Source organism: Kocuria tytonis (assembly GCF_003226895.2).
Classification (GTDB): domain Bacteria; phylum Actinomycetota; class Actinomycetes; order Actinomycetales; family Micrococcaceae; genus Kocuria; species Kocuria tytonis.
Genome location: NZ_PNJG02000001.1, coordinates 515,769 through 541,849 on the forward strand (window position 1 = coordinate 515,769; position 26,081 = coordinate 541,849).

Below are 26,081 nucleotides of genomic sequence, written 5' to 3' on the forward strand. Positions count from 1 at the left end.
GGCATCAGGATACGGCAGGGGCGAACTCACGTGCAATACAGGGACTAATGCGGGCGGCCGCCCAGGAATAGCGGCGGGGCCGGGTATTTCCTGTCATTCAGCTCACATTCTTCGCAGTGTCTCCCGGTGTCACCCGCGGGCCGTGGCCGAGGGGTCCTCGGCGCTCAGCAGCTCGTCCAGGACGGCGGCGTCCGGCATGTCGAAGTGGTCGTGGTCCGGCAGCACCTCGAGCCGGGTGCGCTGGAACCCGCGCTTCTCGTAGAAGCGGTGGCCCGCTGTGGCGGCGCTCACGGCGTCGAACGAGGCATCGGGGTCCGTCCCGTCGTCCTGCGCGCCCGTGAACCACCACAGCCGCAGGTCCCTCTTCTGCCGGGGCGTGGCGGACTCCTGGAGCGCGCCGGGCGACCCGCCGCCGCCCACCATGACCGCGCCGCCCGTGACCAGGTCCGGGGCTTCGCCCAGGATCCCGTAACTGAGCATTTCCGCGCCGCCGGAGTATCCCATCCAGGTGACCCGATTGCTTTGCACGGGTAAATTCTTGAACAATTCTTTTTCGGTGAGGGCCCGCAGCCAGCGCAGGTTCGGGCGCAGCTTCTTCCACCACGTGCAGGACCCCGGGCAGTCGGGTGTGAGCGGCACCACCAGGAGGTCGTTGTGGGAGGCCGCCACCGCCGCGAGGCACGTGGTGCGGCCGCCGGGTTCGTAGAACTCCGCACCGCCGTCACCGTGCAGGTCCATCACCAGCCCCACGGGCCGGGAGGTGTCCACGCCGCCGTCGAGAACGTGGTAGCTGCTCGTCACCCCCCGCTCCGTGAAGGACCGGTCCAGTCGGCCCAGCGCCCCGGCCTGCGTCTGGTCCTCGTCGGTGTGCTGCGTGGCGCGCGTGACCGTGTGCGGGTGGGCGCGGGGATCGTCCGCGGCGAGCCCGTACCGGGTGCAGTCCGTGGTGGGGGCAGCGGCGGACCGGAACGGGTCCACGGCGATCAGCGCGGCGGCCGCGACCAGCAGCACCAGGAGGACCACCACGGCCGTGGTGCGCCATCCCACCCGCTTCGCGCCCGCCCTGGAGGGGCTCTTAGGCATGGCGAGAATCGTACCCCGCCCACGACGCCGCCCCGCGCCGCTCCTGCCCCGCCCCGGGACGCGCTCGCCCCCCCCCTGCGCCGTCACCCCTCGGGGACCGGGACCAGCCGCGGCACGAGCCACACCAGAACCACCATGACCAGCAGCTCCACGAGGGTCTGCGTGACCACGGCCAGGGGTTCCGCACCGGACGTCCCGGGGACTGCAAGCGCCAGCGGCAGCACCACGAGCGAGTTTCGGGTCACCCCGGTGAACAGGACGGCGCGGCGCTCGCGACCGCCCAGTCCGACCACGAGACCTGCCGCCCACCCGAGGACGGTCATCACCGCGGCGAAACCGAGGTAGAGCGGAACGAGCGGCAGCAGCTCCGCGACCCGGGAGCCGATGCGCGCGGTCTGCGAGGCCACGACCGTTCCCAGCGTGAGCATCATCAGGGGCACCATGGCGGCCGCCACGCGACGTTCCCAGGCCCGGCCGAGCGGGCCCCGCGACGTCGCCCACTGGGTGACCGCGGCCGCGAGCAGGGGCGCGAGGACCACCAGCACGAGCGCCCCGGTGAAACGCGACCACGGCAGGGCCCCCGCGGCATCCGCCTGCGGGAACCACCGCAGGAGCACGGGCAGTGCGAGGATCTGCGCCAGCATGAGGAAGGGGGTGGTGGCGAGGAGGCGGTCCGCGGCGCCACCGGCGAGCCCGGTGAACACGATCACGTAGTCCACACAGGGGGCGAGCAGCACCAGCAGCGCACCGGTGAGCAGCGGGCCCTGCAGTCCGGTGCCGTGCACGAGCGCCAGCACCACGAGCGGAACCGCGACGAAGTTCAGGAGCAGGACGCCCGCGAGGAACCGCGGTGCCCGGAAGGCCCGCCCGAGACGCCGCAGGGGGATCCCGAGGAACGTGGCGTACAGCAGCAGGGCCAGAACGGGAGTCACCGCGGGTTCCACGGCCTCGCCGAGGGGCGGCACGAGCCAACCGGCCGCGGCGCCCAGTGCGATGGCGGCCAGGTACAGGTGCACCTGGAACCGCTGCAGGAACTCACTCATCGGCGGGGTCGTTCATCGAGGCCGTCGCACGAGGTCCACGGCGTCCGGGACGACGCTGCCGACCCCGGCCACCCGCGGATCGTCGGTGTCCGAACCGGCCAGACGCGCCGGGACCACGACACGAGCGGTGCACCGGCTCACGGGGTCCTCCTGGCGATTCGCATGTCCTGTCGAATGTAGGGAGGGGCGGTGCCCGGCGGCAAACCGTTCCCCGCGCCATGACGTGGGGCGAGCCCGTGAGGGGGCCGCCGCGCGGGATCGCCGACGCAGCGGGGCACGCTCCCGCCGGTCACCGGACCGCCAGGGGGCGGGCGCCGATCCGGCACGGCGCCGCGTGGCCGGGGCGCGGGCGGCGTCGGGCGACCCGGGGCGTGTCTAGGGTGGGAGCATGACGGCCGACTCCACCTCGGACCCTTCAGCCGCACGGCGGCGGACCGGCGCGCTGCACCTGGGCCTGGCCTACCACGGGGATCCCTTCGACCCCGCTTCCTGGTCCGGCACCCCGCGGGGCATCGGGAACGCGCTGCGGGCCCAGGGCCACGACGTCGTGGGGCTCAGTGCGCGCGCCGGGGACGCCGTGGACGCGGGTCTGCAGCGCGCCCTGGCCGTGCCGCGCCTGATCCCGCGGATTCCCGCGATCCGCCGCGGTCAGCCGCTGCCCGAGGCCGTGGACCACGCGAAGTCCGCCGCACGGATCGGGGCCGAGTACAGGGCGCTCGGATCGCTGCGGATGCGCCGGGAGATCGCCCGCGCGGGGTCGCTGGACGCGGTTCTGCGCCTGGGCACGTCCTTCGAGGTCCACCACCCGCGGGTCATCACGTTCGAGGATCTCACCGTCGTCCAGGCCGTCGCGGCCGGGGAGCTGGAGTGGGCGCGCGTGGGCCGGGGCACCCGGCGGATGCGGGTGCGCGCCCAGGCACGGGCGTTCCGGGACGCCACGGCATGCTGCACCGCCACACCGTGGACCGCGGGATCCGTGGTCGAGGACTACGGGGTGGACCCGGCCAAGGTCTTCCCCGTGGGTCTGGGCGCCAACCACCTGCCCGGCACGGCGGCGGGTGGTGCGGGCGGCCCGGGTGGTGCGAAGGACTGGAGCACCCCGCGCTTCCTGTTCGTGGGCAAGGCGTGGGAGGACAAGAACGGGCCCGTCCTGCTGGAGGCCTTCTCCCGCGTCCACGCGCGGCATCCCGCGGCCCGCCTGGACCTGGTGGGAAACCACCCGGCGGTGGACCTGCCCGGAGTGACCGGCCACGGATTCCTGCGCACGAGCGAGCCCGGGCCCCGGGAGCAGCTGGCCGCCCTCTACGCCCGCGCCACGTGCCTGGTGGTGCCCACGACCTTCGAACCGGCCGGCATCGTGCACGTGGAGGCCGCGGCGACGGGCGTGCCGAGCATCGGCTCCCGGCGCGGCGGGGCCGGGGACATGATCGGGACCGCCGGCCTCACCGTGACCCCCGGTGACGTGCCGGAGCTCGTGGCGGCCATGGAGCGCATGGCCGATCCCGCCACGGCGCGGCGCATGGGCGAGGCCGGCCGGGAGCGCGCACGGCTGTTCACGTGGGATCTCGTGGCGCACCGCATCCTGCAGGCCGCGGGGCTGGAACCGCACGACGACGCCGCCTGGCGCGGGCTGTTCACCACCTGAGCCGACTGCTGCGGGCCCGTGCCGGCTGCGCGGCGGCGTCAGCCGTGGTTCATGATCGCGGGCATGGGATCTTCCCGGTCCATGAGCAGGCTCAGCACGGAGTCCCCCGTGACGGGCACGTGGTCGGACCAGGTGAGCTTCAGACCGTGTGCGGCGAAGTACGCCTCCGGCTCCGCCACCATGTAGGACCTGCCCCCGGTGCCCGCGTAGTACTCGTCCCCGCCCACGGCCGTGACCTGCTCGATGAGCCGATCGGTGGCCGTGCGCCGCGGCGGGTCGGTGAACATCAGCGGGGTGGTGATGCCCAGCATGTCCCGGATCATCTCGATCATCCCGAGGTTGACCTCGTCCAGGGCCGTCCCGGTGAGGCCGCGGATGCGCTCCACGATCTCCGGGCCGCGGCGCTTCCACTGCGGTGCACCGCGGTAGCGGCCCTCGATGATGCCGGTGAGGCGTTCCTGCCACCCCGCCAGCACCGTGACCTCGGTGATGGGAACCAGCGCGGGCTTGCCGGCCAGCCGGTGGGAGGCCCAGGAGTCCCGCATCCTCACGCGGCGCTGGTACCCGTGCTTCTGGAACTGGTCGTGCCGGGACACGACGAACGCGTCCGAGACCGCCATCTTGTACCAGAACCCGGAGTACGGCAGCAGGTCCGGCTGGTGGATGGTGACCCTCATGAGCGCACGTGCCGCACCAGGGCGTACTGCTCCGCGTAGGCCACCCCGCGCACCCGGCCCAGGCCCGCGGCGAGGTCCTTGATCGCGGTGATGGGGTGGTTCTCCCCCGGGATCTCGGACTCGTAGCACAGGCACGCCCGGGCCTTGCGGTCCGCCTGCTCCGCGGTGAGCGGCTCTAAGGTGTTCCAGCGCAGGTCGCTCGGGTAGAGGTTCACGTCGTAGACGGCCACGTCGTACACGAACACGGACGGCGCGGACCAGTGGCCGGGGGACATCGACAGCCGCGCGGTGCGCATCCCGGCCTCGTAGACGGAGATGTGGTCCTGGTGCAGCGAGGGGAACGGCAGGTACAGCTCGTCCGGCTCCAGCTCGGCGCAGATCTCGTCCAGCCGCCGGACCAGATCCGGCATGTGGGAGCCCACGGTGCCGTCCGGCAGGTCCAGCTCCCGGGTCCGTGCCACGCCCAGCACATCCATGGCGCGGGCGAACTCACGACGCCGCGTGGCGTCCCCTGCGGCGACGACCACCACGGTGCACTCGTCCGGGAACTTGGCCAGCAGTCCCCCGCAGCCCATGCTCTCGTCGTCCATGTGCGGCGCGATGACCAGTCGCCTCATCGGTTGCCCCCACGGGATTCGGGTGTGCGCGGACGCGGGTGCCACGCTGCTGATCCATGCTAGTCACCCGGGGCCCCTGGCCGTGACACGTGGGCGCCCGGGGTCCGGCCCGAGACGGTCCCACGTTCCCGGACGCGAAAAATCCCCCCACCGTTCCCGGTGGGGGGATCTAACTGTTCCGTGGAGCTAAGGGGACTCGAACCCCTGACCCCCTGCATGCCATGCAGGTGCGCTACCAGCTGCGCCATAGCCCCGTACGACTCCGAAACCTTACCACGCTTCCGTCACTGCCCGTTCACCCGGATTCTTGATCCGAGCGGCTCAGTGGCGGCCGCGTCTCCAGTTCCCCGGAACGACTCGATCATCCTAGACAGGATGCTCGGGCGCGCGCAAATCCCCGGGAGGGGGAGGTTTCAGACCGCTCGTGGGGCGGCGTCGTCGGCCGGCGCGGGGGCCTGCGGAAGCTGCACGTCGATGGCCGGGCAGTCGCCCCAGAGCCGTTCGAGCGCGTAGAACTCGCGGTCCTCGTCGTGTAGGACGTGGATCACGGCGTCGCCGTAGTCCAGCAGCACCCAGCGGCCCTCCCCCTTGCCCTCGCGGCGCAGGGGCCGGCGGTCGAAGTGCTCGATGAGCGTCTCCTCAACGGCGTCCACCACGGCGGCCACCTGCCGTTCGTTGGGTGCGGAGGTCACCATGAAGACGTCGGTGATCGCCAGGCTGTCGCTGACGTCGAAGGCCACGACGTTCTCGGCCTTCTTCCGGTCCGCGGCGCGCGCGGCGGCCCGGACGAAGTCAATGGATTCGGTGGTTGCAGTCACAGAGGTGTGCAGTCCTTTCGCACGGGGTCGATGTCACAGGATGAAGATGATCAGCACGGCGGCCAGCGCCGCGACCACCACGAGCAGCAGCGCGAGCAGCACGCGCGTGGTGGCACTGCCGCGCGTGTAGGCCGCGGGCTCGAGCAGCTCCAGCCCCTCGGCGTCCACCGCCCGCACCGGCTCGGCGGGCGCCGCGGCGGGGGCGTCCGCCGAGCGGTCCGCGGCCGACGGCGTCGTCCCCCCGTCGGTGCCGACCGCGGTGTCCTGCCCGGACGCGGGCGACGGCGTTACCGGGACGGCTGCGGCCGTGTCCCGGTGCCCGGTGGCGGGATCCCCGGCGGGGCTCCGCTCCGGGAGCACCTGGACGGGTATCCGGGTGGTCTCCGTGACCGGTCCGTAGTGCACCGGCGAGGCGGGCAGGGACGCGGGGTCCGCGTGGCTCGGGGTGAGATGGACCCCGCCGGCGTGCGCCCGGACGGCGGCGGGGAACGCCACGTCGAGGCGTCCCGACCCCGGTCCGGGGGCGCTCCCGTCCGGAGCGCCGTCCTGCTCCACCGCGGTCCCGGAGGGCTCCGACGCGGCGGGCTGGGCCGCGAGGGCGCGCGCGGCGTCGCGCCGGTCCCGTTCGTTCGCGGCGGCGGCGCGCACCGCGAGGTCCGCCAGCCGGTGCTGCTTCGCGAGCAGGGCCTCGTCCACGTCCTCCGGGCGGGCGCCCTGCTGCGACTCCTGGATCTCGCGGGCGTGCTCGGCCATCTCGCGCTGAAGCCGGGCCAGGCGCCGCGGCCCGAGGGGTTTCACCGGCTGGGACTGCTGCGGGGTGTCCAGCTCGATCATGGGTGCGGGCGGGGAGATCCGCTCGTGCTCACCGGTGGCGGGGTGGGAGGACCAGGGGCCGTTCGGGCCTGCCGGAGCCGTGTTGTGCGGGGGTGTGCTCATGCGGTGCTCCTCGGGTCCGAGCGGGGGTTCTCGGACGGGTCCGTGGGGGCGGACGGGGACGGTGCGGTGGTCTCGGACCCGGCGGGCGGGGTGGCCGCGAGGTGCCCCGGGGGCCGGTCCGTGGCGGCACCGCGGTAGAGACCGTACTTGTTGATGTACTGCACCACGCCGTCCGGGACCAGGTACCACACGGGCTTGCCGGCGGCCACGCGGGCCCGGCAGTCCGTGGAGGAGATGGCCATGGCGGGGACGTTGAGCAGGGACACGCTCTCGGAGCCCACGGGTGCGGAGAGCACGTGACCGGGGCGGGTGACCCCCACGAACCGGGCCAGGCGCCAGAGCTCCTCGGCGCCCTTCCACGTGAGGATCTCCGCCATGGCGTCCGCGCCGGTGATGAAGAACAGCTCGGCCTCCGGGCGCTGGGTGTGCAGGTCCCGCAGGGTGTCGATCGTGTAGGTGGGCCCGTGGCGCTCGATGTCCACGCGGGACACGGTGAAGCGCGGGTTGGAGGCCGTGGCCACCACGGTCATGAGGTAGCGGTCCTCGGCGTCGGAGACGTCCTGACCGGCCTTCTGCCAGGGTTCGCCCGTGGGCACGAACACCACCTCGTCCAGGTCGAAGACCGTGGCGACCTCCGAGGCCGCGACCAGGTGCCCGTGGTGGATCGGGTCGAACGTCCCGCCCATCACTCCCAGCCGGGTCCTGCCCGGGGTCCGCGGGGGGATGTTCAGCTCCGTCTCGGCCGCGGTCGCCGGGGCACTCGTGGGATTCACTCCGGGGGAACCGGGGCTCAGTGGCGCGGCGCGGCGTGCACGCTGTCCAGCATGGCCTGCTCGTCCGCGGGCAGCTGGGCGGGATCCTGGTACTCGCCCACCTCGGGCGACTTGCCGCGCGGGGCGAAGGACAGCGCCACGAGCAGGCCCAGCACGAACAGCGTGAACGCCACGGCACCGAACACCGGGGCCATGGCGTGGAGCTCCTCGTTGATGGAGTGCGTCTCCTCGGCGGCCATGACGGTGGCGGTGGACAACAGGTACATGGAGCTCATGCGGTTCCCTTCTCAGGCCGGCGGCGCCGGTGGACGAATGCGGCGGACGTCCCGGGTGACGTCCGTTCCATGGTACGTCTCACGGGCGCACGTGCCCGTCACCCTGGACCAGCCACTTGGTGGTGGTCAGTTCCTCCAGGCCCATGGGGCCGCGGGCGTGCATCTTCTGCGTGGAGATCCCGATCTCCGCACCGAGCCCCAGCTGGCCGCCGTCGGTGAAGCGGGTGGACGCGTTGACCATCACGGCCGCGGAGTCCACCTCCGCGGTGAAGCGCTCGGCGTTCGCGAGGTCGTTGGTCACGATCGCCTCGGTGTGCCCGGTGGAGTACCGGCGGATGTGCTCGAGCGCCTCGTCCAGGGAGTCCACGACCTTCACGGCCATGTCCATGTCCAGGTACTCGGTGGCCCAGTCCTCGTCCGTGGCCTTGAGGTGGTCCGAGCCCGGGGGCAGCAGCGCGGCGGCGCGGTCGTCCACGTGCAGGGTGACCCCGGCCTTGTCGAGGGCGGCCAGCACCTCCCGCGAGCTCTCCTGCGCGCCGCTGTGCAGCAGCAGGGTCTCCGCGGAGTTGCACGTGGAGGTGCGGTGGGTCTTGGAGTTCACGGTGACCCGGGCGGCCATCTCCGCGGGCGCGGACTGGTCCACGAACACGTGCACGTTGCCCTCACCGGTCTCGATCACGGGAACGGTGGCGCTGGTCACCACGGACTGGATGAGCCCCCGGCCGCCGCGCGGGATGAGCACGTCCACCTTGCCGCGGGCGCCCATCAGCGCGTTGGCGCCCTCCCGGCCGTAGTCGTCCACGGTCTGCACGCAGTCCACGGGCAGCTTGGCGTCCGCCAGGGCGTCCCGCAGGATCCCCACGAGCGCGCGGTTGGAGTCGAAGGCCGCGGACCCCCCGCGCAGCAGCACCGCGTTGCCGGACTTCACGGCGATCCCGGCGATGTCCACGGTCACGTTGGGCCGCGCCTCGTAGATCGCGCCCACCACGCCCATGGGGACCCGCACCTGCCGCATCCGCAGCCCGTTAGCCAGCGTCCGGCCGCGCACCACGGACCCCACGGGATCGGGCAGTGCCGCGAGCTCCCGCAGGGCGTCGGCCAGACCCGTGATCCGGGCGGCGTCGAGCCTGAGCCGGTCCAGCAGTGCCGCAGAGGTTCCCGCCTCGCGGCCGCGCTCCAGGTCCCGCGAGTTCGCCTCGAGGACGATGTCCCGGCGGGCCTCGATGCGGTCCGCCATCAGGTTCAGCGCGCGGTCCTTCCAGGCGCGCGGCGCCCTCGCGAGCGCGCGGGCGGCCACGCGGGCGTCGTCGGCCATGAGACCGACGCCGGCCACGGGGTCCTCCCCGAACGTCTCCTGGGCGGTCAGTACGGACGTGTTCTCGGCCACGGTTCCTCCTGTGGGTCGTCGGCTGCTCGGGCGGCGGGTGCGCGCCCGCGGGTCTGTTGACGGACTACTTCTTGAGCGTGGTGCGGGCGGAGCGCGGGCGCAGGTTCACGAGGTTGTCCACGTGCACGAGCTCGCGTGCGTAGTCCTCCCCGAACTGCTCCCCCAGCTCGTACGTGCGCTTGCCGAGCATCCCCGGGATCTCGTCCGAGCCGTAGTTGACCAGGCCGTGACCCACCTCGACGCCGTCCGAGTCCACCATGGACACCGGATCCCCCGCGCCGAAGGTCCCGGCCACGGCGGTCACGCCGGCGGCGAGCAGCGAGCGCCGGCCGCGGACGGCCTCCACGGCGCCGTCGTCCAGGGTGAGGGTGCCCTTGATGTCCGCGAGGTGCGCGAGCCACAGCAGGCGCACGTTGCGCCGCCCGCCCGTGGTGGAGAACCACGTGCCCACGTCCTCGCCGGCCAAGGCCTTCTCGATGTTCGCCGCGGACGTCACGAGCGCCGGGATGCCGGACGACGCCGCGATGCGCGCCGCCTGCACCTTGGTCACCATGCCTCCGGAGCCCACGCCGGCACGGCCGACCGTTCCGATCTCCACGCCCTCGAGGTCCGTGATGGGGTCCTCCACCGTGGCGATCCGCTCGCCGCCGTCCTTGGGGGGCCGGGTGTAGAGCGCGTCCACGTCCGAGAGCAGCAGCAGTGCGTCCGCCTTGATCAGGTGCGCCACCAGCGCCGCGATCCGGTCGTTGTCCCCGAACTTGATCTCGTGGGTGGCCACGGCGTCGTTCTCGTTGACGATGGGCAGGATCCCCAGGTCCAGCAGCCGCTCGATCTGACGGTGCGCGTTCTTGTACTGCGAGTGGCGCATCAGGTCCTCGGCGGTCACGAGTACCTGCCCCACCGTCACGTGGTAGCGCGCGAAGTACTCGGTGTAGCGGGAGATCAACAGGCCCTGGCCCACGGACGCCGCGGCCTGCTTGGTGGCGAGGTCCTTGGGCCGTCTGGACAGCCCCAACGGCTGCAGCCCCGCGGTGATCGCACCCGAGGACACGAACACCACCTCCACCCCCTGGGCCTTGATCCGGCCGAGCGCGTCCACGATGTTCCGCAGCGCGTTCTCGTCGATGGAGTTCTCGATGGACGTCAGGGACGAAGAGCCCACCTTGACCACCACGCGGCGGGCCCTGGGCAGCTCGTCGCGGCCGCCGATGGCCGAGCGCCGGTTCTTGCCGCGGCTCTCCGTGCTGAGCTGGATGGCGGACTTGGAGGCCTGCTGCTCCACGGCCGAGACGTCGATGGTCTCGGTGGGGGTCTTCTCGCGGTGGGGCGTGTCACTCACTGTCGTGCGTCTCCTTCGTCTCGGACGGGCGGCGGCGGTCGCGTGCGCTGTCCACGGACTCGGTCCAGATCCCCGCGCGGCGCTCCTGCTCGAGCTCGGCGCGCGCCTCGGACTTGGCGTCCATGCGGTCGTAGAACTGCTCCCGCTTCTCGCGGCGGGTGGGCCGGGAGGTCTCCTCCATGCGCAGGTCCGTGCCGCGGGGCCCGCCCAGCAGCTCGGCGCCGCCCACCATGGTGGGCTCCCAGTCGAAGACCACGCCGTTCTCCTCCGGGCCGATGAGCACCGCGTTGCCCGGCTTGGCTCCGATCCGGAACAGCTCGTCCTCGATCCCCAGCTTGGCGAAGCGGTCCGCGAGGTAACCCACGGCCTCGTCGTTGTTGAAGTCCGTCTGCAGCACCCAGCGCTCGGGCTTCTCGCCGCGCACGTGGTACAGCGGCTCCTCGGCGCGGTCCTCGCGCGTGATCATGAACTCCTGGCGGTCCCTGCCACGACGACGCCGCGTGGGCTCGGGGTGCAGCACGGTCACCGTGCGCTGCTCCTCCCCGCGCCGCTCCTCCTGCTCGCGCGCCTGCGCCACGAGCTGCGCCATGGCGAAGCCGAGCTCCCGCAGTCCCTCGTGGGACGCGGTGGAGATCTCGAAGACGGGGTAGCCGCGCTCCTCGAGCTCGGGGCGGATGAAGTCCGCGAGCTCCCGAGCCTCGGGGACGTCCACCTTGTTGAGCACCACCAGCCGGGGGCGCTCGGTGAGCGGAACGGCCGCGGGGTCCTCGTCCTGGATGGCCAGCGCGTAGTGGGCGAGCTCCGCCTCGAGGGCGTCGAGGTCGCTCAGCGGGTCGCGACCCGGTTCCAGGGTGGCGCAGTCGATCACGTGCGCCAGCGCCGCGCAGCGCTCCACGTGGCGCAGGAACTCCAGACCCAGGCCCTTGCCCTCGGACGCACCCGGGATGAGACCGGGGACGTCCGCCACGGTGAAGCGGGTGTCACCGGCCTGCACCACCCCGAGGTTCGGCACCAGGGTGGTGAAGGGGTAGTCCGCGATCTTGGGGCGCGCGGCACTCATCGCGGCGATCAGGCTGGACTTGCCGGCGGAGGGGAAGCCCACGAGGGCGACGTCCGCGATGGACTTCAGCTCCAGCTCCACCTCCTGCTCCTCACCCGGGGTGCCGAGCAGTGCGAAGCCGGGGGCCTTTCGCTTGGGCGAGGCCAGGGCGGCGTTGCCGCGACCCCCCATGCCCCCGGCGGCCAGCACGTACTCGCTGCCCTCCCCCAGCAGGTCCGCGAGCACGTTGCCCTCACGGTCCTTGACCACGGTGCCGGCCGGCACGGAGAGCACGAGGTCCTGGCCCTTGAACCCGTGGCGCATGTCCCCCTTGCCGGGTTCACCGTTGGGGGCCTTCTGGTGGGGTGCGTGGTGGAAGCCCAGCAGCGTGGTGGACTGCCCGTCCACGCGCAGGATCACGGAGCCGCCGTCACCGCCGTTGCCGCCGTCCGGCCCGCCCAGGGGCTTGAACTTCTCGCGCTTGACGGAGACGCAGCCGTGGCCGCCATTGCCGCCCGTGGCGTGCACGATGACTCGATCAACAAAACTGGCCACGTGGCTCCTCGCACTCTGGGTCACCCGCGCGCGGGCGGACCGGGGTTCTGCTCAAAAGACTAGAGGGTGAGCGCGTGACGCGCCCACCCTCCAGTGGTCGCCGCCACGCGGACGTGGCGGCGGGTGGACCCTGGGGTCCGAAGATTCGACTACTCGGCGGTCTGGATGTTGACCACGCGGCGGCCACGACGGGTGCCGAACTCGACGACACCGGCGGCCAGGGCGAACAGGGTGTCGTCCTTGCCGCGACCCATGTTCAGGCCCGGGTGGAAGTGCGTGCCGCGCTGGCGGACGATGATCTCGCCGGCGTTGACGGACTGGCCGCCGAAGCGCTTCACGCCCAGGTACTGGGCGTTGGAGTCACGGCCGTTGCGAGTGGAGCTCGCACCCTTCTTGTGTGCCATGGTGTGTGCCTACCTTCGTTGGAAATGTATGGGGACCGGGGACTCAGGCGTCGATGCCGGTGATCTTGACCGTGGTCAGCTCGGCGCGGAAACCCTGGCGCTTCTTGTAGCCGGTCTTGTTCTTGTACTTCATGATCGAGATCTTGGGACCACGCAGGTCCTCGATGATCTCGGCCGTGACCTTGACGTCGGCCAGGGTCTTGGAGTCGGAGGTGACCTTGTCCCCATCGACCAGCAGCAGCGCAGGAAGCTCTACGGTGCTGCCTGCCTCGCCGGCGACGCGGTCAAGGGTCACGAGGTCTCCGACGGAAACCTTCTCCTGGCGGCCGCCTGCGCGGACAATCGCGTACACCACTTGGGAACTCACTTCTCTCGACATCTATGGACTGCGTGTAATGGTCGGGTGGGCTCCTGAGGACTGCGAATGTCGAGACATCACGCCGCGGTGGTCCATGACCGATCCGCATGATCGCGTGGCTATCGCACCAGCACAGGAAATTCACCCGAACGCGCCGTTTTCCGGGCACATGGACACGGCCATGCACACACCGGTGTCCGGCACCGACAGCCCAGACTACCCGATCCCCGGAAGTCACGCCAGTTACGGAGTGCCGCCCGCGTGCCCGCCCGGTGCGGCACCGGGTTCGTGCGCAGCGTCGTGCGCGGTCTGCGCGAAGAACTCGAGCTCGAGCCGGCACGCCCGCAGGAACGCCCTGCGCATCGCGTCCCGGGTGGCGGAGTCCGCCCGTGCCGCCGCGCGGTCCACGACGTCCCGCACCGTCTCCGTGGCGGCCCGGAACTCGGGATCGTCGTAGGTCTCGAGCCAGTCCGCGAACGGGTGGCCCTGCAGCCCGGCCGCGCGGGCGCGGGCCGTGAGCTCCGAACCCACGTGGGCGTAGAGCCAGTAGCACGGCAGCACGGCCGCCGCGCCCACCGCGAAGCCGTCCTGCCCCGTGCGCGCCAGCAGGAAGTCGACGTAGGCGCCCGTGGTCCCGGACGGCGGCTCGGGATCCCGCTCCCCCAGGCGGGCGCGGTGCAGGGCGGACTCGCCCGTGACCACGGCGGCCGCGGCGGTGGCGAAGAACTCGCGGGTGGTGTCCTCCGGCGCGGCGGCCGCGAGCAGCGCGAGAGCGCGGGAGTACGCGTCCAGGTACTGCATGTCCTGGTCCAGGTACCACTCGAAGGCGTCCCGCTCCAGGGTGCCGTCGCCCAGTCCGGTGACGAAGGGCAGCTCCGCGATCCGCTCGCGGATCTCACGGCAGTCCCGCCAGAGCTCGTCGGTGAAACGCTCCCCGGCTCCGCCGTGGCCGTCCGCGCCCGGCTCCGGGGAGCCCGACGCCGCCGCGGGTGCCGCCGCGGGCGCGGCGCCGTCCCGGGGCGTGCCGCTCGCGGGTCCGGCGGGACCCGGGGCACCCGCGGCGCGTGCGGCGTCGTCGGGCTCCGCGCAGGCCGCCGCCACGAAGGCGGGATCCGCGACCAGGTCCTGGACGTGGTGCATGTGGTGCACGGGGCCGTTGCCGTGGCCCACGTGGAGGGAGTCCGCGGCGCGCAGGGCACCGCGCAGCCAGGAGCGGGCGGTGCCGATGCCCTCGGCCCAGTCGCCGGTGCGTGCCACCACGGTGGCCACGGCCGAGGACAGTGAGCAGCCCGTGCCGTGGGTGTTGCGGGTGGGCACGCGGTCACCCGAGTACTGCGCGACCGGTTCGGGGTGGCCGGGGACCACGAGCGCGTCCGGGGTGCTGTCCCCGCAGAGGTGACCTCCCTTGACGAGCACGCGCGTGCCGAAGGTCTCGGCGACGGCGCGGCCCTGCTCGAGGGCCTCGTCCCACGTGGTGGCCACCGGGCGCTCCGCGAGCACGGCGAGCTCGGGGAGGTTGGGGGTGATGAGGTCCGCGTGGTGCAGGATCCCGCGCAGGGCGTCCTCGGCGTCCGGGTCCAGCAGGCGACCGCCCGCGGTGGCCACCATCACGGGGTCGATCACGACCACGGGGGCGCGTCCAGCGGCGAGCCACCGCCCCACGGTCTCGATCACGTCCACAGAGCCGAGCATGCCCACCTTGACGGCGTCCAGCTCCACGTCCTCCGCCACGGCGTCCAGCTGCGCCCGCAGCACGGTCACGGGCGGGGTGTGCACGGCCACCACCCCCTGCGTGTTCTGGGCGACCACCGCGGTGATCACGCTCAGTCCGTATCCCCCCATGGCGGCAACGGACTTGAGGTCGGCGGCGTGGCCCGCGCCGCCCGTGGGGTCCGTCCCGGCGATGGAGAGGACACGGGGGGCGGGGGCGGACGGCGTGGCGGTCACGGCATTCCCTTCGCTAGTTCGAGCCAGATCAGGTTCGACGGGTGTGTTCTCAGCCGCTGTGCGGCACCCCGTGCACGTGCCCCGATCATGCCACAGGAGCGCCCGGATGCCTCCGAGCGCTCCTGCGGGTCGAGCGGGCTGCCGGCGACGCCGCACGGTGGCGGTCGTCGCGGCGGGCTCAGTCCGCCTTGGGCGTCATGGTGATGTCCCGGGCGCTCACGCCCACGCCCACCACCGTGGGCCCGCCGTCGGACGCCGCGGGGGTCACCGGGGTGGCCGTGGCCGTGAACCTGCTGGCGGCGGCCTCTGCCGCGGAGTACTCGCGCTTCTCCACGGCGGCGGTGCCCGGTGCCGCGGTGGGCGCGACGGCCCGGCGGGAACCACGACGCCGCCTGGCCGGGGTCTCCTGCGCGGGCTGCCCGGTCCCGGTCTGCGCCGCGGTGGAACGGGCCGCGGGAGCCGAGGCTCCCGTGCCGCGCGTCCCGGAGGCGCTGCCCGACTCCGTGCCCCGTGCGGGGTTCGCGTCCTTGGTGGTCTCGGCTCCGCCGCGCGTGACCGCGTGCTCCTGCTGCGCGGGCGAATCGTGCCGCGAGGCGTCCCGGGTTCCGGAGCCGTCCCGGGCGGCGGTGTCCCGGCCGGCGGTGTCCGCACGCCGTTCGGCCGTGCCGGGAGCCGTGGCCACCCGACGGCCGCGGCGCTGCCGGCCCGAGCCGCTCTTCCGCGACTCGTCGTCGGAGCCCGAGCCCGTCCCGGATCCGGCCGGCGCGGTGTCCTCCCCGGAGAACGCCGCGGAGAGCGAGTCCAGGGTCAGGGACTCCTCCGCCGTGCGGCGGTCCTGCTCCTCCTGCTGACCCTGCGGGAGCTCGATGACCTCGCCGCCGATGGTCAGGCGGGAGGCGGGGTCGGTCCCGTCCCGGTCGGCGGCCGCGTCCTGCGGCGAGGACTCCTGCTGCGAGCCGTTGTCCTCGCCCTGCTGGCCCCGGCCGCGGCTGCGCTTGCCGCGGCGCTTCTTCCGGCGTCGGCCGGCCTCGGAGTCACCGTGGCCGCTGTCCGAGGAGCGGTCGGATCCCTGCCCCGGCTGCTGCCCGGAGGCGTCCCGGCCCTTCGCGGCGTCCGCCGTCCCGCTGCCGGAACCGCCCTCGGAGCCGTGCTGGGCGGCGTCGTCCTCGTGGCTGGAGGCCGCGGCGATGTTCGCGAACGCGGTGCGCGTGGCCTCCTCGCGGGCCTGCTGCTGGTCGTCGGAGCCCTCGCGGTCGCTGGAGCGCGGCTTGTCCTTCGGCTGCTCGTGCTGCTTCTGCCGGGAGCGCTTGCGCTCGGTGCGGTTGCCCCGGTGGTCCTGCGGCGCGGCGGTGGAGCGGCCCTTCAGCGGGTGGTCGTGGACCACCACACCGCGGCCCGCGCACTCCTCGCACGGCTCGGAGAAGACCTCGAGCAGGCCGGTGCCCATGCGCTTGCGCGTCATCTGCACGAGTCCCAGGGACGTCACCTCGGCCACCTGGTGCTTGGTGCGGTCCCGGCCCAGGCACTCCACGAGCCGGCGCAGCACGAGGTCCCGGTTGGACTCGAGGACCATGTCGATGAAGTCCACCACGATGATCCCGCCGATGTCCCGCAGCCGCAGCTGGCGCACGATCTCCTCGGCGGCCTCCAGGTTGTTCTTGGTGACGGTCTCCTCGAGGTTGCCGCCGGAACCGGTGAACTTGCCGGTGTTGACGTCCACCACGGTCATGGCCTCGGTGCGGTCGATCACCAGGGAGCCGCCCGAGGGCAGGAACACCTTGCGCTCCAGCGCCTTCTGGATCTGCTCCGCCACGCGCATGTGCTCGAAGAGGTCCGCGTCCTCCGTCCAGCGCTGCAGCCGGTCCAGCAGGTCCGGGGCCACGTACGTCACGTACGCCTCGATGTTGTCCCACGCCTGCTCGCCCTGGACCACCATGGCGGTGAAGTCCTCGTTGAAGACGTCGCGCACGGTCTTGATGGTGAGGTCCGGCTCGGCGTAGAGCAGCTCCGGGGCGAGCGTCTTGTTCGAGCGCGCCTTCTCCTGGATCTGCTCCCACTGCGAGCGCAGCCGGTTGATGTCGTTGGTCAGCTCGGTCTCGGACGCGCCCTCCGCGGCGGTGCGCACGATCACGCCCGCGCCCTCGGGCAGCCGGTCCTTGAGGATCTTCTTCAGCCGCTGGCGCTCCACGTCCGGGAGCTTGCGGGAGATCCCGGTCATGGACCCGCCCGGTACGTACACGAGGTAGCGCCCCGGCAGGGAGACCTGGCTGGTGAGCCGCGCGCCCTTGTGGCCCACGGGATCCTTGGTGACCTGCACCAGCACCGTGTCCCCGGAGCGCAGGGCGTTCTCGATCTTGCGGGGCTTGTTGCCCATCTCGGCGGCGTCCCAGTCCACCTCGCCGGCGTAGAGCACGGCGTTGCGCCCCCGTCCGATGTCCACGAACGCGGCCTCCATGGACGGCAGCACGTTCTGCACCTTGCCCACGTAGACGTTGCCGATCAGTGAGTCCTGCGTGGTGTGGGAGACGAAGTGCTCCGCGAGGATCCCGTCCTCGAGCACGCCGATCTGGATCCGGTCCTCCTTCTGGCGCACCAGCATCGTGCGCTCCACGGACTCGCGCCGGGCCAGGAACTCGGCCTCGGTGATCACGTGGCGGCGGCGCCCGGACTGGCGGGACTCACGGCGGCGCTGGCGCTTGGCTTCGAGCCGCGTGGAGCCCTTGACCCCGGTGACCTCGTCGCTGCTCGTGCCCTCGGAGGCGCCGCGCGGTGCGCGCACCCGGGTGACCGAGCCGTCGGACTCGTCCACGAGCTCCATGTCCTCGTCCCCGCGACGACGCCGCCGGCGCCGCTTGCTGGACGCGCTGCCCGATTCGTCGTCGTCCTCGTCCTGCTCGCGGTTCTCGCGACGGGCGGCACGCTCCGCCTCGCGCTGCGCCTCGCGCTCCCGGGCGAGCTCGCGCAGCCGCTCGGCGTGGGCCTCCGCGGCGCGGCGGATCTCGTCCGGATCCGGGGCGTGGAACATCAGCGACGCACCCGGGCCGAAGGTGCCGAAGTCCTCCTGCGTGGGCGGCTCGGGATCCGCGGAGTCCTCGGCGGCCCCGGAGTCGGCGGCGGCGGCGGCGTCGGCCGCCAGGGACGCCGGGTCCTCGGGCGCGGGCTCGGCCGCCGCTGCGGTAACCGCGCCGACAGTGTCCGCGCCAGGAGTGTTGGTGGTCTCCGGGTCCGCGTCAGCCGTGGTGGGCTCCCCCGCGGGAGCCTGCCCGGGCGCCGCCTCGGCCGCGGCTGCGGTGGTCCCGTCCGCCTCGGTGGCGGTGGGGGCCGGCTGCACCGGGCTCTCGGACCCCGCCGCTGCGGTGACCCCGATGTCCGCGGAGTCCCCGGTGCGCGTGGGATCGGTGTCCGCGGGGTCGGTGCCCGTCGTGGGGGTCTGTCCGGGGTCCGTTGCGGGCGTCGCCGCGGGGGCCGGGTCCGTGCTCTCGGCAGTGGCGCGCGCGGAGTCCGTGGTCTCGCCGGTGTCGCCGTCGGCGGCCACCACGGCGTCGGGGGTGGGGTCGGCTGCCTCGAAGGGCGACTGCGCCGTGTTGTCCTGTTCAGGTTCCATGTGCCGTTGTGCTCCTGCTCGGGACACCGCCCGCACCCGGGCCCGAGGTGTGCTCGGTCGGTCGAGCCGGTGTTCACCACGCGGCCGCCGGAAGTCGAGGTCGTACCCGCGGGCGCGACGTGTGTCTCGCGCGCCGTCCACGAGCCGGCGGATGCCCGAGCCGCTGGGTCCTGCGGACCGCGAACTTGTCCCGGTGCGGACGCGCTCGATCCTGTGAGAGCCGCGGGTCCGCGCCGAGGGTTTCGGTGCTCCTGCCGGGCCGGTGTCCTCACGTGCGGCTGAGGACCGACCAGTTGCAGTATCTCACAGTCGTCACCGGTCAGCGCACATCCGGGTGGTGCGGACCACAGCTCGCGGGCGGTGCGCCGGGGTTGCGCCCACGACGGCGGCGGGCCCGTGCGACCCGCGGATCCGGGTGGCCGTCATGCCGGTGGTCTACCATCGGGCGCGTGAGTCCAGCATCCCGCACCTCCCCCAGCACGCGCCGTGCCACCCCCGGATCCCGGGGTGTCCCGGCGTCCGCCCCCGCACCGGATCCCGCCCCTCCAGCGGTGGCGCGCGAGGACCGGTCCTGGGCGGTCCTCGCGGTGATCCTCTCGGTCGTCGGCTTCCTCGCGGCCGCCGTGCTCGTCGCGGAGCGCCTGGCCATCTTCCAGGACGCGGGGCACCGCACGAGCTGCGACATCAACGCGTGGTTGTCCTGCGGGACCGTGATGCGCACTCCCCAGGCCGAGCTGTTCGGCTTCCCCAACCCCTTCATCGGGATCGTGGCCTACGCCGTGGTGGCCGCCGTGGCCGTGGGCGTGCTCGCCGGGGCCCGCTACGCCCGGTGGTTCTGGTGGCTGCTGTGGCTCGGCACGGCGGCGGGCTCGGTGTTCACACTCTGGCTGTGGTGGCAGACCACGTTCCGCATCAACGCGCTGTGCCTGTACTGCATGGTCGTGTGGTGCGCGCAGACCTACCTGCTGGCCCACACCACCGCCCGGATGCGGCGTGCCGGGATGCTCGGCGGAGCTGCTCGCCCGGGTGCGGGCTCCGCCGCGTGGGCGTGGCTGCTCGGCACCGCCGTGCTCGTGGTGCTCTTCGGCGTGATCGCCGTGCGCTTCGCCACGGTCATCTTCGCCTGACACCGCCCCCGGAACACGACGACGGCGCGTGCCAAGCTCCCGGGCTCGGAACGCGCCGTCGTCGGTTGACGGCTCAGGCGAACCAGATGCCGATCTCCCGCTCGGCGGACTCCGGGGAGTCGGAGCCGTGCACGAGATTCTTCTGCACCTTCTCCCCCCAGTCGCGGCCCAGGTCCCCGCGGATGGTGCCCGGAGCGGCGGTGGTGGGCTCGGTGGCACCGGCGAGGCTGCGGAAGCCCTCGATCACGCGGTCGCCCTCGGCCACGGCGGCCACCACGGGCCCGGAGAGCATGAACTGCACGAGCGGCTCGAAGAACGGCTTGCCCCGGTGCTCCTCGTAGTGCTGCTCGAGGATCTCGCGGGTCGGGGTCATCAGCTCGAGCCGGGTGAGGGTGTAGCCCTTGGCCTCGATGCGCGCGAGGATCTGACCGGTGAGGCCGCGGGCGACGCCGTCCGGCTTGACGAGGACGAGGGTGCGCTGGGACATGGGGTCTCCTTGACGTTCGTGCGGTGTCCGTTCCGCGGTGGGGCCGGACGCGTGCGGTTTTCCGGGTCGAGCCTAACGAACGCGGCCGCCCGCGTGGCAACGGGCGGCACGCTCGGCCGGGCGCGGACTCAGGTGAGCGGGTTCTCGGCCTCCCAGCGGCGCTGCCCCTCCGCCCGCCGCGCGTTCTCCCGGTCCATGCGACCGCCCTTGACCACGGCGTACCACCACGCGAGGGCGCACAGCACACCGATCACGAACATCGCGGGCACCACGAAGCCGGTGGCGATCAGCACGAGCTGCAGCACCCACCCCGCGGCATAGCCCCACGGCTTGCGCAGCATCCCGCACAGCAGGATGAACAGCAGCGCCAGGACCACCGAACCGCCCATCAGCCACAGCTTGTGGGCCGTGGACCAGCCCCGTGCCAGCAGCCCGAACGCCGTGAGGGCTGCGAAGAACACGATGAACGCCTCGATGCTCAGCACGCTGGAGGCGAACATCGTCTTGACCGAGCGCGGCTTCTTGGGCTGGTCGGGGCGCCATTCGCGTTGCGCCTTGGTCATGCGGGCCATGCCGCTCCTTCCATGGGGGCGAGAGGGGAATCAGAGTCCGAGCAGCACACGGGCCTCACCCACCACGGTGACGGACCCGGTGACGAGCACGGCGCCGTCGAACTGCTCGCGCGCGGCGGCGTCCTGGATGGCCGCCGCGCAGGCGTCGTCGAGACGCTCCGCCACGTGCACGGCGTCCTCGTCGAAGCCCATGTCCGCGGCAATCTCCGCGAGTTCGTCCGGGGCCACGGCCCGCGGGGAGTGCGAGGCGGTGCACCACAGCTCGAGCTCGAACTCGTGGTACTCGTCCGCGAGCACGCGGAACATCTCCGCCGCGTCCTTCTCCCGCAGCACGCCCACCACCAGGTTCAGCTTGCCGAACGTGAACGCCTCGCGCACCGCCGCGGCCGAGGCCAGCAGACCGTGCGGGTTGTGGGCGGCGTCGAGGATCACGGGCGGGGCCGTGCGCGCGAGCTCGAGGCGCCCGGGCGAGGAGACCGCACCCAGACCCGCCGTGACGAGCTCGGGGTTCAGAGGCTTCTCCCCGCCGCCCAGCAGGGCCTCCACGGCGGCGACCGCCACGGCGGCGTTCTGCGCCTGGTGCGCCCCGAACAGCGGCAGCATCACGTCCGTGTACTCGGCGGCGAGGCCCTGCACCGTGATCACCTGCCCGCCCACGGCCGTGGTGCGCGCGGTGACCGCGAACTCCACGCCCTCGAAGCGGAACGGATCGGCCAGCTCGCGGGCGCGCTCCAGCAGCACCTGGGCGGCACCGGGTTCCTGCGCGGCACTGACCAGGAAGCCCTCGGGCTTGATGATCCCGGCCTTCTCCCGCGCGATCTCCTCCACCGTGTCCCCGAGCATGTCCGTGTGGTCCAGGCCGATGGGCGTGACCACGGACACCGCCGCGTCCGCCACGGTGGTGGCGTCCCACGAGCCGCCGATGCCCACCTCCAGGACCATCACGTCCACCGGCTCGTCCGCGAAGACGGCGAACGCCAGGACCGTGAGGATCTCGAAGTACGTGAGCCGGGGTGAGCCGTCGGCCTCCAGGTGCCGGTCCACGAGGTCCAGGTACGGGGCGATCTCGCCGTAGATCCGCACGAACGCCTCGTCCGGGACGGGTGCGCCGTCGATGCTGATCCGCTCGGTCACGCGCTCCAGGTGCGGGCTCGTGTACCGGCCCACCCGGAGGTCGTGGGCGAGCAGCAGGGACTCGACCATCCGGGCGGTGGAGGTCTTGCCGTTGGTCCCGGTCACCTGGACCACCGGTGCGCTGCGGTGCGGATCCCCCAGTGCGGAGACCGCGAGCTCCATGGCGTCCAGGCGCGGAGCCATCCGGTGCTCCGGCGCCCGGCCCAGCAGGTGCTGGTAGATCTCCTCCACGGAGGCGAAGTTCTCGTGCTCGGCGTTCTGGCTCACGCGTCCACCACCGCCACGGCGACGTCCAGGTCCGTGGCCTCGACCAGCTCCAGCTCGCGGCTCAGGGTCTCTCCCTGCACGAGCTCGCGGTGGGCGTCCACCGCGGCGAGGGTCTCCGCATCCGCGTGGATGGTGGTGCGGATCCGGTCAGAGACCACCAGCCCGGCGTCCTTGCGGGCCTGCTGGATGGCGCGGACCATGTCCCGAGCCACGCCCTCGGCGCGCAGCGCGTCGGTCAGCTCGGTGTCCAGGACCAGGAAGCCGCCGCCGGGCAGCACGGTGACGGCGCGCGCGGAGGACGCCGCGGCGTCGTCGACCACCGTGACGAGCTCGTACTCGCCCTCCTCCAGGGCCACCGAGCCGGCGACGACGCCGCCGTCCTCGGTCACGGACCAGTCGCCCGCCTTGGTGGCCTTGATGACCTGCTGCACCTGCTTGCCCAGCCGGGGGCCGGCGGCTCGCGCATTGACCTTGAGCTCCTGGGAGATGCCGTAGTCGGCGGCCGAGACCTCGGCCGCGTCCACCAGGGTGACGGACTTGAGGTTCAGCTCGTCCGCGATGATGTCCTGGAAGGTCCCCGCGAGTGCCTGGGCGCCCGGAACGGCCACGGTCATCCCCGCGAGCGGCTGGCGCACACGCAGGCTGCTGGCCTTGCGCAGCGCGGAGCCCGCGGAGCACACGGCGCGCGTGCGCTCCATGGCGGTGAGCAGGGCCTCGTCCCGCGGGAAGAGGGAGGCGTCCGGCCAGTCGGTCAGGTGCACGGAGCGGCCACCGGTGAGGCCGCGCCAGATCTCCTCGGTGACGAGCGGCAGCAGCGGGGCGGCCACGCGGCACACGGTCTCGAGGCACGTGTGGAGCACGTCGAACGCCTCGGTGTCCTCGGCGAAGAAGCGCTCGCGGGACCGGCGCACGTACCAGTTGGTGAGCGTGTCCATGTAGGCGCGCAGCCGCTCGGCGGCGGCCCAGATGTCGTACTCGTCGAAGGCCCGCTTGGCGTCCGTGACCAGGGCGCCGGTCTCGGCCAGGATGTAGCGGTCCATCACGTGCTCGGCCTCGTACCGCGGCTGGGCGTCGTAGCCCTCTCCCCCGCGGGCGGTGTTCGTGTAGAGGCCGAAGAAGTGGTAGACGTTCCACAGCGGCAGGATCATCTGCCGCACGCCGTCGCGGATGCCCTGCTCGGTGACCACCAGGTTCCCGCCGCGCAGGATGGGCGAGGACATCAGGAACCAGCGCATGGCGTCCGAGCCGTCCCGGTCCAGGACCTCGTTGACGTCCGGGTAGTTGCGCAGGGACTTGGACATCTTCTGCCCGTCCGAGCCCAGCACGATCCCGTGGGAGATCACGTTGCGGAACGCCGGGCGGTCGAACAGCGCGGTGGCCAGGATGTGCAGCGTGTAGAACCAGCCGCGGGTCTGGCCGATGTACTCCACGATGAAGTCCCCGGGGTTGTGGGTCTCGAACCATTCACGGTTCTCCATGGGGTAGTGCACCTGCGCGTAGGGCATGGACCCGGAGTCGAACCACACGTCCAGCACCTCGGGCACGCGGCGCATCACGGACGTGCCCGTGGGGTCGTCCGGGTTGGGACGGGTCAGCTCGTCGATCCAGGGACGGTGCAGGTCCACCTCGCCGGAGGCGTTGCGGGGCAGGCGCCCGAAGTCCGCCTCGAGCTCCGCGAGCGAGCCGTAGACGTCGCGGCGCGGGTGGTTGGGGTCGCTGGACTCCCACACGGGGATGGGCGAGCCCCAGTAGCGGTTGCGGGAGATGGACCAGTCCCGGGCGTTCTCGAGCCACTTGCCGAACTGGCCGTCCTTGACGTTGCCGGGGATCCAGTTGATCTGCTGGTTCAGCTCCAGCATGCGGTCCTTGATGGCCGTGACGCTCACGAACCACGAGGACACCGCGCGGTAGATCAGGGGGTTTCGGCAGCGCCAGCAGTGCGGGTAGGAGTGCTCGTAGGACGCCTCGCGCAGCAGCGCACCGCGGGCCCGCAGGTCCCGGATCACGGTGCGCGCCACCTCCTTGTCGAACACGTTGTGCCCGGCGAGTCCCGCGAGCGGGGCGCCGGCGGCCAGGGACTCGTCCGTGAAGAGGTCGTGGAAGCGGCCGCCCTCGTCCACGGAGAGCACCACGGGGATCTCGTGCTCGGCGCACACCAGCTGGTCGTCCTCGCCGTAGGCCGGCGCCTGGTGCACGATGCCCGTGCCGTCCGTGGTGGTCACGTAGTCCGCCACGAGGATCTGCCAGGCCTTGGCGGTGCCGAAGCGCTCGTCGTCCGTGAAGTAGTCCCACAGCGGGGCGTAGCGGAGGCCCGCGAGCTGCTCGCCCGTGTAGTGCGCCGTCACGGCCTCGCGCACCGCGGCGGCCGGGTCCTCGACGTCCCCGTAGCCGAGGTCCTTGGCGTAGTTCCCGGCAAGCTCTGCGGCCACGAGGAAGCGGCGCCCGGCCAGCTCCCCGGCGCCGGGCACCAGCACGTAGTCGATGGCGGGGCCCACCGCGAGCGCCTCGTTGGTGGGCAGGGTCCAGGGCGTGGTGGTCCACGCAATGGCCTCGGCGCCCGCGAGCTCGGCCGCGACCTCCGGGTGCGCGGCCCACGAGGTGTCCTCGGAGAGCCGGAACGCCACGGTGACGGAGGTGTCCTGGCGCATCTGGTAGACGTCGTCGTCCATGCGCAGCTCGTGGTTGGACAACGGCGTCTCGTCCTTCCAGCAGTACGGCAGCACGCGGTAGCCGGAGTAGACGAGGCCCTTGTCGTCCAGCGCCTTGAACGCGCCGATCACGGACTCCATGTACTGCGGGTTCAGCGTCTTGTAGTCGTTGTCGAAGTCCACCCAGCGCGCCTGGCGGGTCACGTAGTCCTGCCACTCGGAGGCGTACTTGAGCACGGAGGCGCGGCAGGCGTCGTTGAACGTGTCGATGCCCATGGCCTCGATGTCCTGCTTGTCCGTCATCCCGAGCTGCTTCATGGCCTCGAGCTCGGCGGGCAGCCCGTGGGTGTCCCACCCGAAGCGGCGCTCCACGCGGCGGCCCTGCTGGGTCTGGTAGCGGGCCACGAGGTCCTTGACGTAGCCGGTGAGCAGGTGTCCGTAGTGGGGCAGGCCGTTGGCGAAGGGAGGGCCGTCGTAGAAGACGAACTCGTTGGAGCCGTCCGCGCCGCTGTCGCGCTGGTCGATGCTCGCCTGGAAGGTCTCGTCCCGCTTCCAGTAGTCGAGGACGCGCTCCTCGACCGCGGGCAGGCGCGGGGCCGCGGGGACGCCCTGGGCGTCGGGGTCGGTGCTCGCCTTGGGGTACACGAATGAGTCGGACACGGTGCTCCATCCTGAGTGGGACGACGGTTCAGGATGCGAGGACGCTCGGGCGCACGGGGCGCCGGTGGCGCGGTACCACCTCGCTTGTCCGCCGCGCCGCCGGGGATGCCGACGACGCCGCGAGCCGCTCGTTGGGGGCTGTCACGGACCCGAGTCGTCCGGTTCTACTGAGGCCCGCGGGAGCCCGTTCTTCCGGAGGGGCTCCCCGGTGATGGCCGGATCAGTGCCCATGCGCACGGGGCGCACGCCTCCATGATAGCGCGCGGGGTCCGCGGGCGGGCGTCAGTCGGCGGGACGGAGCAGGACGCGCCCGTCCCGCAGTCGCACGGGGTGCACGGGCAGGAGGTGGTCGCCGCCGGCCACGCACTCGCCGGTCGCGAGGTCGTACGTCTCCTTGTAGAGGGGTGAGGCCACGGTGTGCCGCTCACCGTGGCGGCCCACGATGCCGCGGGCCATCACGAGGGCACCGGAGCGGGGGTCGCGGTGGTCCGTGACGAACACGCGGTCGTCGTTGGTGCGGAACACGGCGTACTCGTGCCCGGCCACGATGGCCGCCTCACCCCAGTTGACCTCGAGGTCCGAGACCGCGCACACGTCCACCCACCCGGTGGCGTCGGGAGCCGTGCCGGGGGTGCCGGGACGTGCGGTCCGGTCGTCCGGGCTGGTCATGCGGTCCATGCCGTGCC

Annotated in this window: 22 protein-coding genes, 1 tRNA gene and 1 riboswitch; of the genes, 2 read left to right on the plus strand and 21 right to left on the minus strand. The window is 72.5% G+C overall.

The annotated features are described in order from the left end of the window. Window positions 1-129: 129 nt before the first annotated feature. Entirely contained in the window at window positions 130-1,083 is a 954-nt protein-coding gene (locus C1C97_RS02310) for a hypothetical protein (protein ID WP_233542668.1), read from the minus strand. An 83-nt stretch (window positions 1,084-1,166) separates the two neighbouring features. Beyond that, entirely contained in the window at window positions 1,167-2,126 is a 960-nt protein-coding gene (locus C1C97_RS02315; protein WP_121029863.1) for a bile acid:sodium symporter, read from the minus strand. A 388-nt stretch (window positions 2,127-2,514) separates the two neighbouring features. On the opposite strand from C1C97_RS02315, the gene C1C97_RS02320 reads away from it, so the two are divergent. Continuing rightward, window positions 2,515-3,771: a glycosyltransferase family 4 protein gene (locus C1C97_RS02320; protein ID WP_121029864.1), complete on the plus strand. Its 1,257-nt coding sequence runs from the start codon at window positions 2,515-2,517 to the stop codon at window positions 3,769-3,771. A gap of 38 nt (window positions 3,772-3,809) precedes the next feature. Here C1C97_RS02320 and C1C97_RS02325 read toward each other — a convergent pair whose 3' ends face one another. From C1C97_RS02325 to C1C97_RS02390, 14 genes are all read right to left on the minus strand, one after another. Then, entirely contained in the window at window positions 3,810-4,448 is a 639-nt protein-coding gene (locus tag C1C97_RS02325) for a WbqC family protein (RefSeq protein ID WP_121029865.1), read from the minus strand. Then, complete coding sequence (locus C1C97_RS02330) at window positions 4,445-5,065, minus strand: PIG-L deacetylase family protein (RefSeq protein WP_147406038.1); 621 nt, start codon at window positions 5,063-5,065, stop codon at window positions 4,445-4,447. The genes C1C97_RS02325 and C1C97_RS02330 overlap by 4 nt, the downstream gene beginning before the upstream one ends. Before the next feature lie 181 nt (window positions 5,066-5,246). Beyond that, a tRNA-Ala gene (locus C1C97_RS02335) sits at window positions 5,247-5,319 on the minus strand. A gap of 159 nt (window positions 5,320-5,478) precedes the next feature. Continuing rightward, complete coding sequence (gene rsfS / locus C1C97_RS02340) at window positions 5,479-5,883, minus strand: ribosome silencing factor (RefSeq protein WP_121029867.1); 405 nt, start codon at window positions 5,881-5,883, stop codon at window positions 5,479-5,481. Between the two features lie 33 nt (window positions 5,884-5,916). After that, window positions 5,917-6,819, minus strand: coding sequence for a hypothetical protein (locus C1C97_RS02345; protein ID WP_121029868.1), 903 nt, complete (start codon window positions 6,817-6,819; stop codon window positions 5,917-5,919). Beyond that, window positions 6,816-7,550, minus strand: a complete 735-nt coding sequence (gene nadD / locus C1C97_RS02350; RefSeq protein ID WP_407657257.1) for a nicotinate-nucleotide adenylyltransferase — start codon at window positions 7,548-7,550, stop codon at window positions 6,816-6,818. The genes C1C97_RS02345 and nadD overlap by 4 nt, the downstream gene beginning before the upstream one ends. A 59-nt stretch (window positions 7,551-7,609) precedes the next feature. Then, window positions 7,610-7,867 carry a hypothetical protein gene (locus tag C1C97_RS02355; protein ID WP_110920731.1) on the minus strand — a complete coding sequence of 86 codons (258 nt, stop codon included), beginning with the start codon at window positions 7,865-7,867 and terminating at the stop codon, window positions 7,610-7,612. Between the two features lie 79 nt (window positions 7,868-7,946). After that, the gene (locus tag C1C97_RS02360) at window positions 7,947-9,254 is read right to left on the minus strand and encodes a glutamate-5-semialdehyde dehydrogenase (RefSeq protein ID WP_121029870.1); all 1,308 of its coding nucleotides are present in this window, start codon (window positions 9,252-9,254) and stop codon (window positions 7,947-7,949) included. 64 nt (window positions 9,255-9,318) lie between these two features. Beyond that, window positions 9,319-10,593, minus strand: coding sequence for a glutamate 5-kinase (gene proB, locus C1C97_RS02365; RefSeq protein WP_233542669.1), 1,275 nt, complete (start codon window positions 10,591-10,593; stop codon window positions 9,319-9,321). Then, entirely contained in the window at window positions 10,586-12,187 is a 1,602-nt protein-coding gene (obgE, locus tag C1C97_RS02370; protein WP_121029871.1) for a GTPase ObgE, read from the minus strand. Before obgE ends, proB begins: the two co-directional genes overlap by 8 nt. Window positions 12,188-12,336: 149 nt before the next feature. Continuing rightward, entirely contained in the window at window positions 12,337-12,591 is a 255-nt protein-coding gene (gene rpmA / locus C1C97_RS02375) for a 50S ribosomal protein L27 (protein WP_012398199.1), read from the minus strand. Window positions 12,592-12,634: 43 nt separating this feature from the next. Next, entirely contained in the window at window positions 12,635-12,946 is a 312-nt protein-coding gene (gene rplU / locus C1C97_RS02380) for a 50S ribosomal protein L21 (protein ID WP_012398198.1), read from the minus strand. Between the two features lie 246 nt (window positions 12,947-13,192). Beyond that, window positions 13,193-14,896 carry a bifunctional hydroxymethylpyrimidine kinase/phosphomethylpyrimidine kinase gene (locus tag C1C97_RS02385; RefSeq protein ID WP_121029872.1) on the minus strand — a complete coding sequence of 568 codons (1,704 nt, stop codon included), beginning with the start codon at window positions 14,894-14,896 and terminating at the stop codon, window positions 13,193-13,195. Then, window positions 14,884-14,977: riboswitch (TPP riboswitch) on the minus strand. (Overlaps the previous gene by 13 nt.) 97 nt (window positions 14,978-15,074) lie before the next feature. Continuing rightward, window positions 15,075-18,500 (minus strand): Rne/Rng family ribonuclease, encoded by a 3,426-nt coding sequence (locus C1C97_RS02390; RefSeq protein ID WP_121029873.1) that lies wholly within the window; start codon window positions 18,498-18,500, stop codon window positions 15,075-15,077. Window positions 18,501-18,949: 449 nt separating this feature from the next. Here C1C97_RS02390 and C1C97_RS02395 point away from each other — a divergent pair, with 449 nt between their 5' ends. Then, the gene (locus C1C97_RS02395) at window positions 18,950-19,627 is read left to right on the plus strand and encodes a vitamin K epoxide reductase family protein (protein WP_233542670.1); all 678 of its coding nucleotides are present in this window, start codon (window positions 18,950-18,952) and stop codon (window positions 19,625-19,627) included. A gap of 73 nt (window positions 19,628-19,700) precedes the next feature. Here C1C97_RS02395 and ndk read toward each other — a convergent pair whose 3' ends face one another. The 5 genes from ndk to nirD form a co-directional block, all read right to left on the minus strand. Continuing rightward, complete coding sequence (ndk, locus tag C1C97_RS02400) at window positions 19,701-20,114, minus strand: nucleoside-diphosphate kinase (protein ID WP_110920476.1); 414 nt, start codon at window positions 20,112-20,114, stop codon at window positions 19,701-19,703. Between the two features lie 128 nt (window positions 20,115-20,242). After that, a complete protein-coding gene (locus C1C97_RS02405) occupies window positions 20,243-20,686 on the minus strand; it encodes a DUF4233 domain-containing protein (RefSeq protein WP_110920477.1) in 444 nt (147 codons plus the stop codon). 30 nt (window positions 20,687-20,716) lie between these two features. After that, window positions 20,717-22,087 (minus strand): bifunctional folylpolyglutamate synthase/dihydrofolate synthase, encoded by a 1,371-nt coding sequence (locus C1C97_RS02410; RefSeq protein WP_110920478.1) that lies wholly within the window; start codon window positions 22,085-22,087, stop codon window positions 20,717-20,719. Next, window positions 22,084-25,395, minus strand: coding sequence for an isoleucine--tRNA ligase (ileS, locus tag C1C97_RS02415; RefSeq protein WP_110920479.1), 3,312 nt, complete (start codon window positions 25,393-25,395; stop codon window positions 22,084-22,086). The genes C1C97_RS02410 and ileS overlap by 4 nt, the downstream gene beginning before the upstream one ends. Window positions 25,396-25,677: 282 nt before the next feature. Further along, window positions 25,678-26,073: a nitrite reductase small subunit NirD gene (gene nirD, locus C1C97_RS02420; protein WP_325048934.1), complete on the minus strand. Its 396-nt coding sequence runs from the start codon at window positions 26,071-26,073 to the stop codon at window positions 25,678-25,680. Window positions 26,074-26,081 lie beyond the last annotated feature (8 nt).

Bases quoted from the DNA above. Each gene is read 5' to 3' on its own strand.
- C1C97_RS02310 (WP_233542668.1), bottom strand. From the start codon at position 1,083: ATGCCTAAGAGCCCCTCCAGGGCGGGCGCGAAGCGGGTGGGATGGCGC.
- C1C97_RS02315 (WP_121029863.1), bottom strand. From the start codon at position 2,126: ATGAGTGAGTTCCTGCAGCGGTTCCAGGTGCACCTGTACCTGGCCGCC.
- C1C97_RS02320 (WP_121029864.1), top strand. From the start codon at position 2,515: ATGACGGCCGACTCCACCTCGGACCCTTCAGCCGCACGGCGGCGGACC.
- C1C97_RS02325 (WP_121029865.1), bottom strand. From the start codon at position 4,448: ATGAGGGTCACCATCCACCAGCCGGACCTGCTGCCGTACTCCGGGTTC.
- C1C97_RS02330 (WP_147406038.1), bottom strand. From the start codon at position 5,065: ATGAGGCGACTGGTCATCGCGCCGCACATGGACGACGAGAGCATGGGC.
- C1C97_RS02345 (WP_121029868.1), bottom strand. From the start codon at position 6,819: ATGAGCACACCCCCGCACAACACGGCTCCGGCAGGCCCGAACGGCCCC.
- C1C97_RS02355 (WP_110920731.1), bottom strand. From the start codon at position 7,867: ATGAGCTCCATGTACCTGTTGTCCACCGCCACCGTCATGGCCGCCGAG.
- rpmA (WP_012398199.1), bottom strand. From the start codon at position 12,591: ATGGCACACAAGAAGGGTGCGAGCTCCACTCGCAACGGCCGTGACTCC.
- C1C97_RS02390 (WP_121029873.1), bottom strand. From the start codon at position 18,500: ATGGAACCTGAACAGGACAACACGGCGCAGTCGCCCTTCGAGGCAGCC.
- ndk (WP_110920476.1), bottom strand. From the start codon at position 20,114: ATGTCCCAGCGCACCCTCGTCCTCGTCAAGCCGGACGGCGTCGCCCGC.
- C1C97_RS02405 (WP_110920477.1), bottom strand. From the start codon at position 20,686: ATGGCCCGCATGACCAAGGCGCAACGCGAATGGCGCCCCGACCAGCCC.
- nirD (WP_325048934.1), bottom strand. From the start codon at position 26,073: ATGGACCGCATGACCAGCCCGGACGACCGGACCGCACGTCCCGGCACC.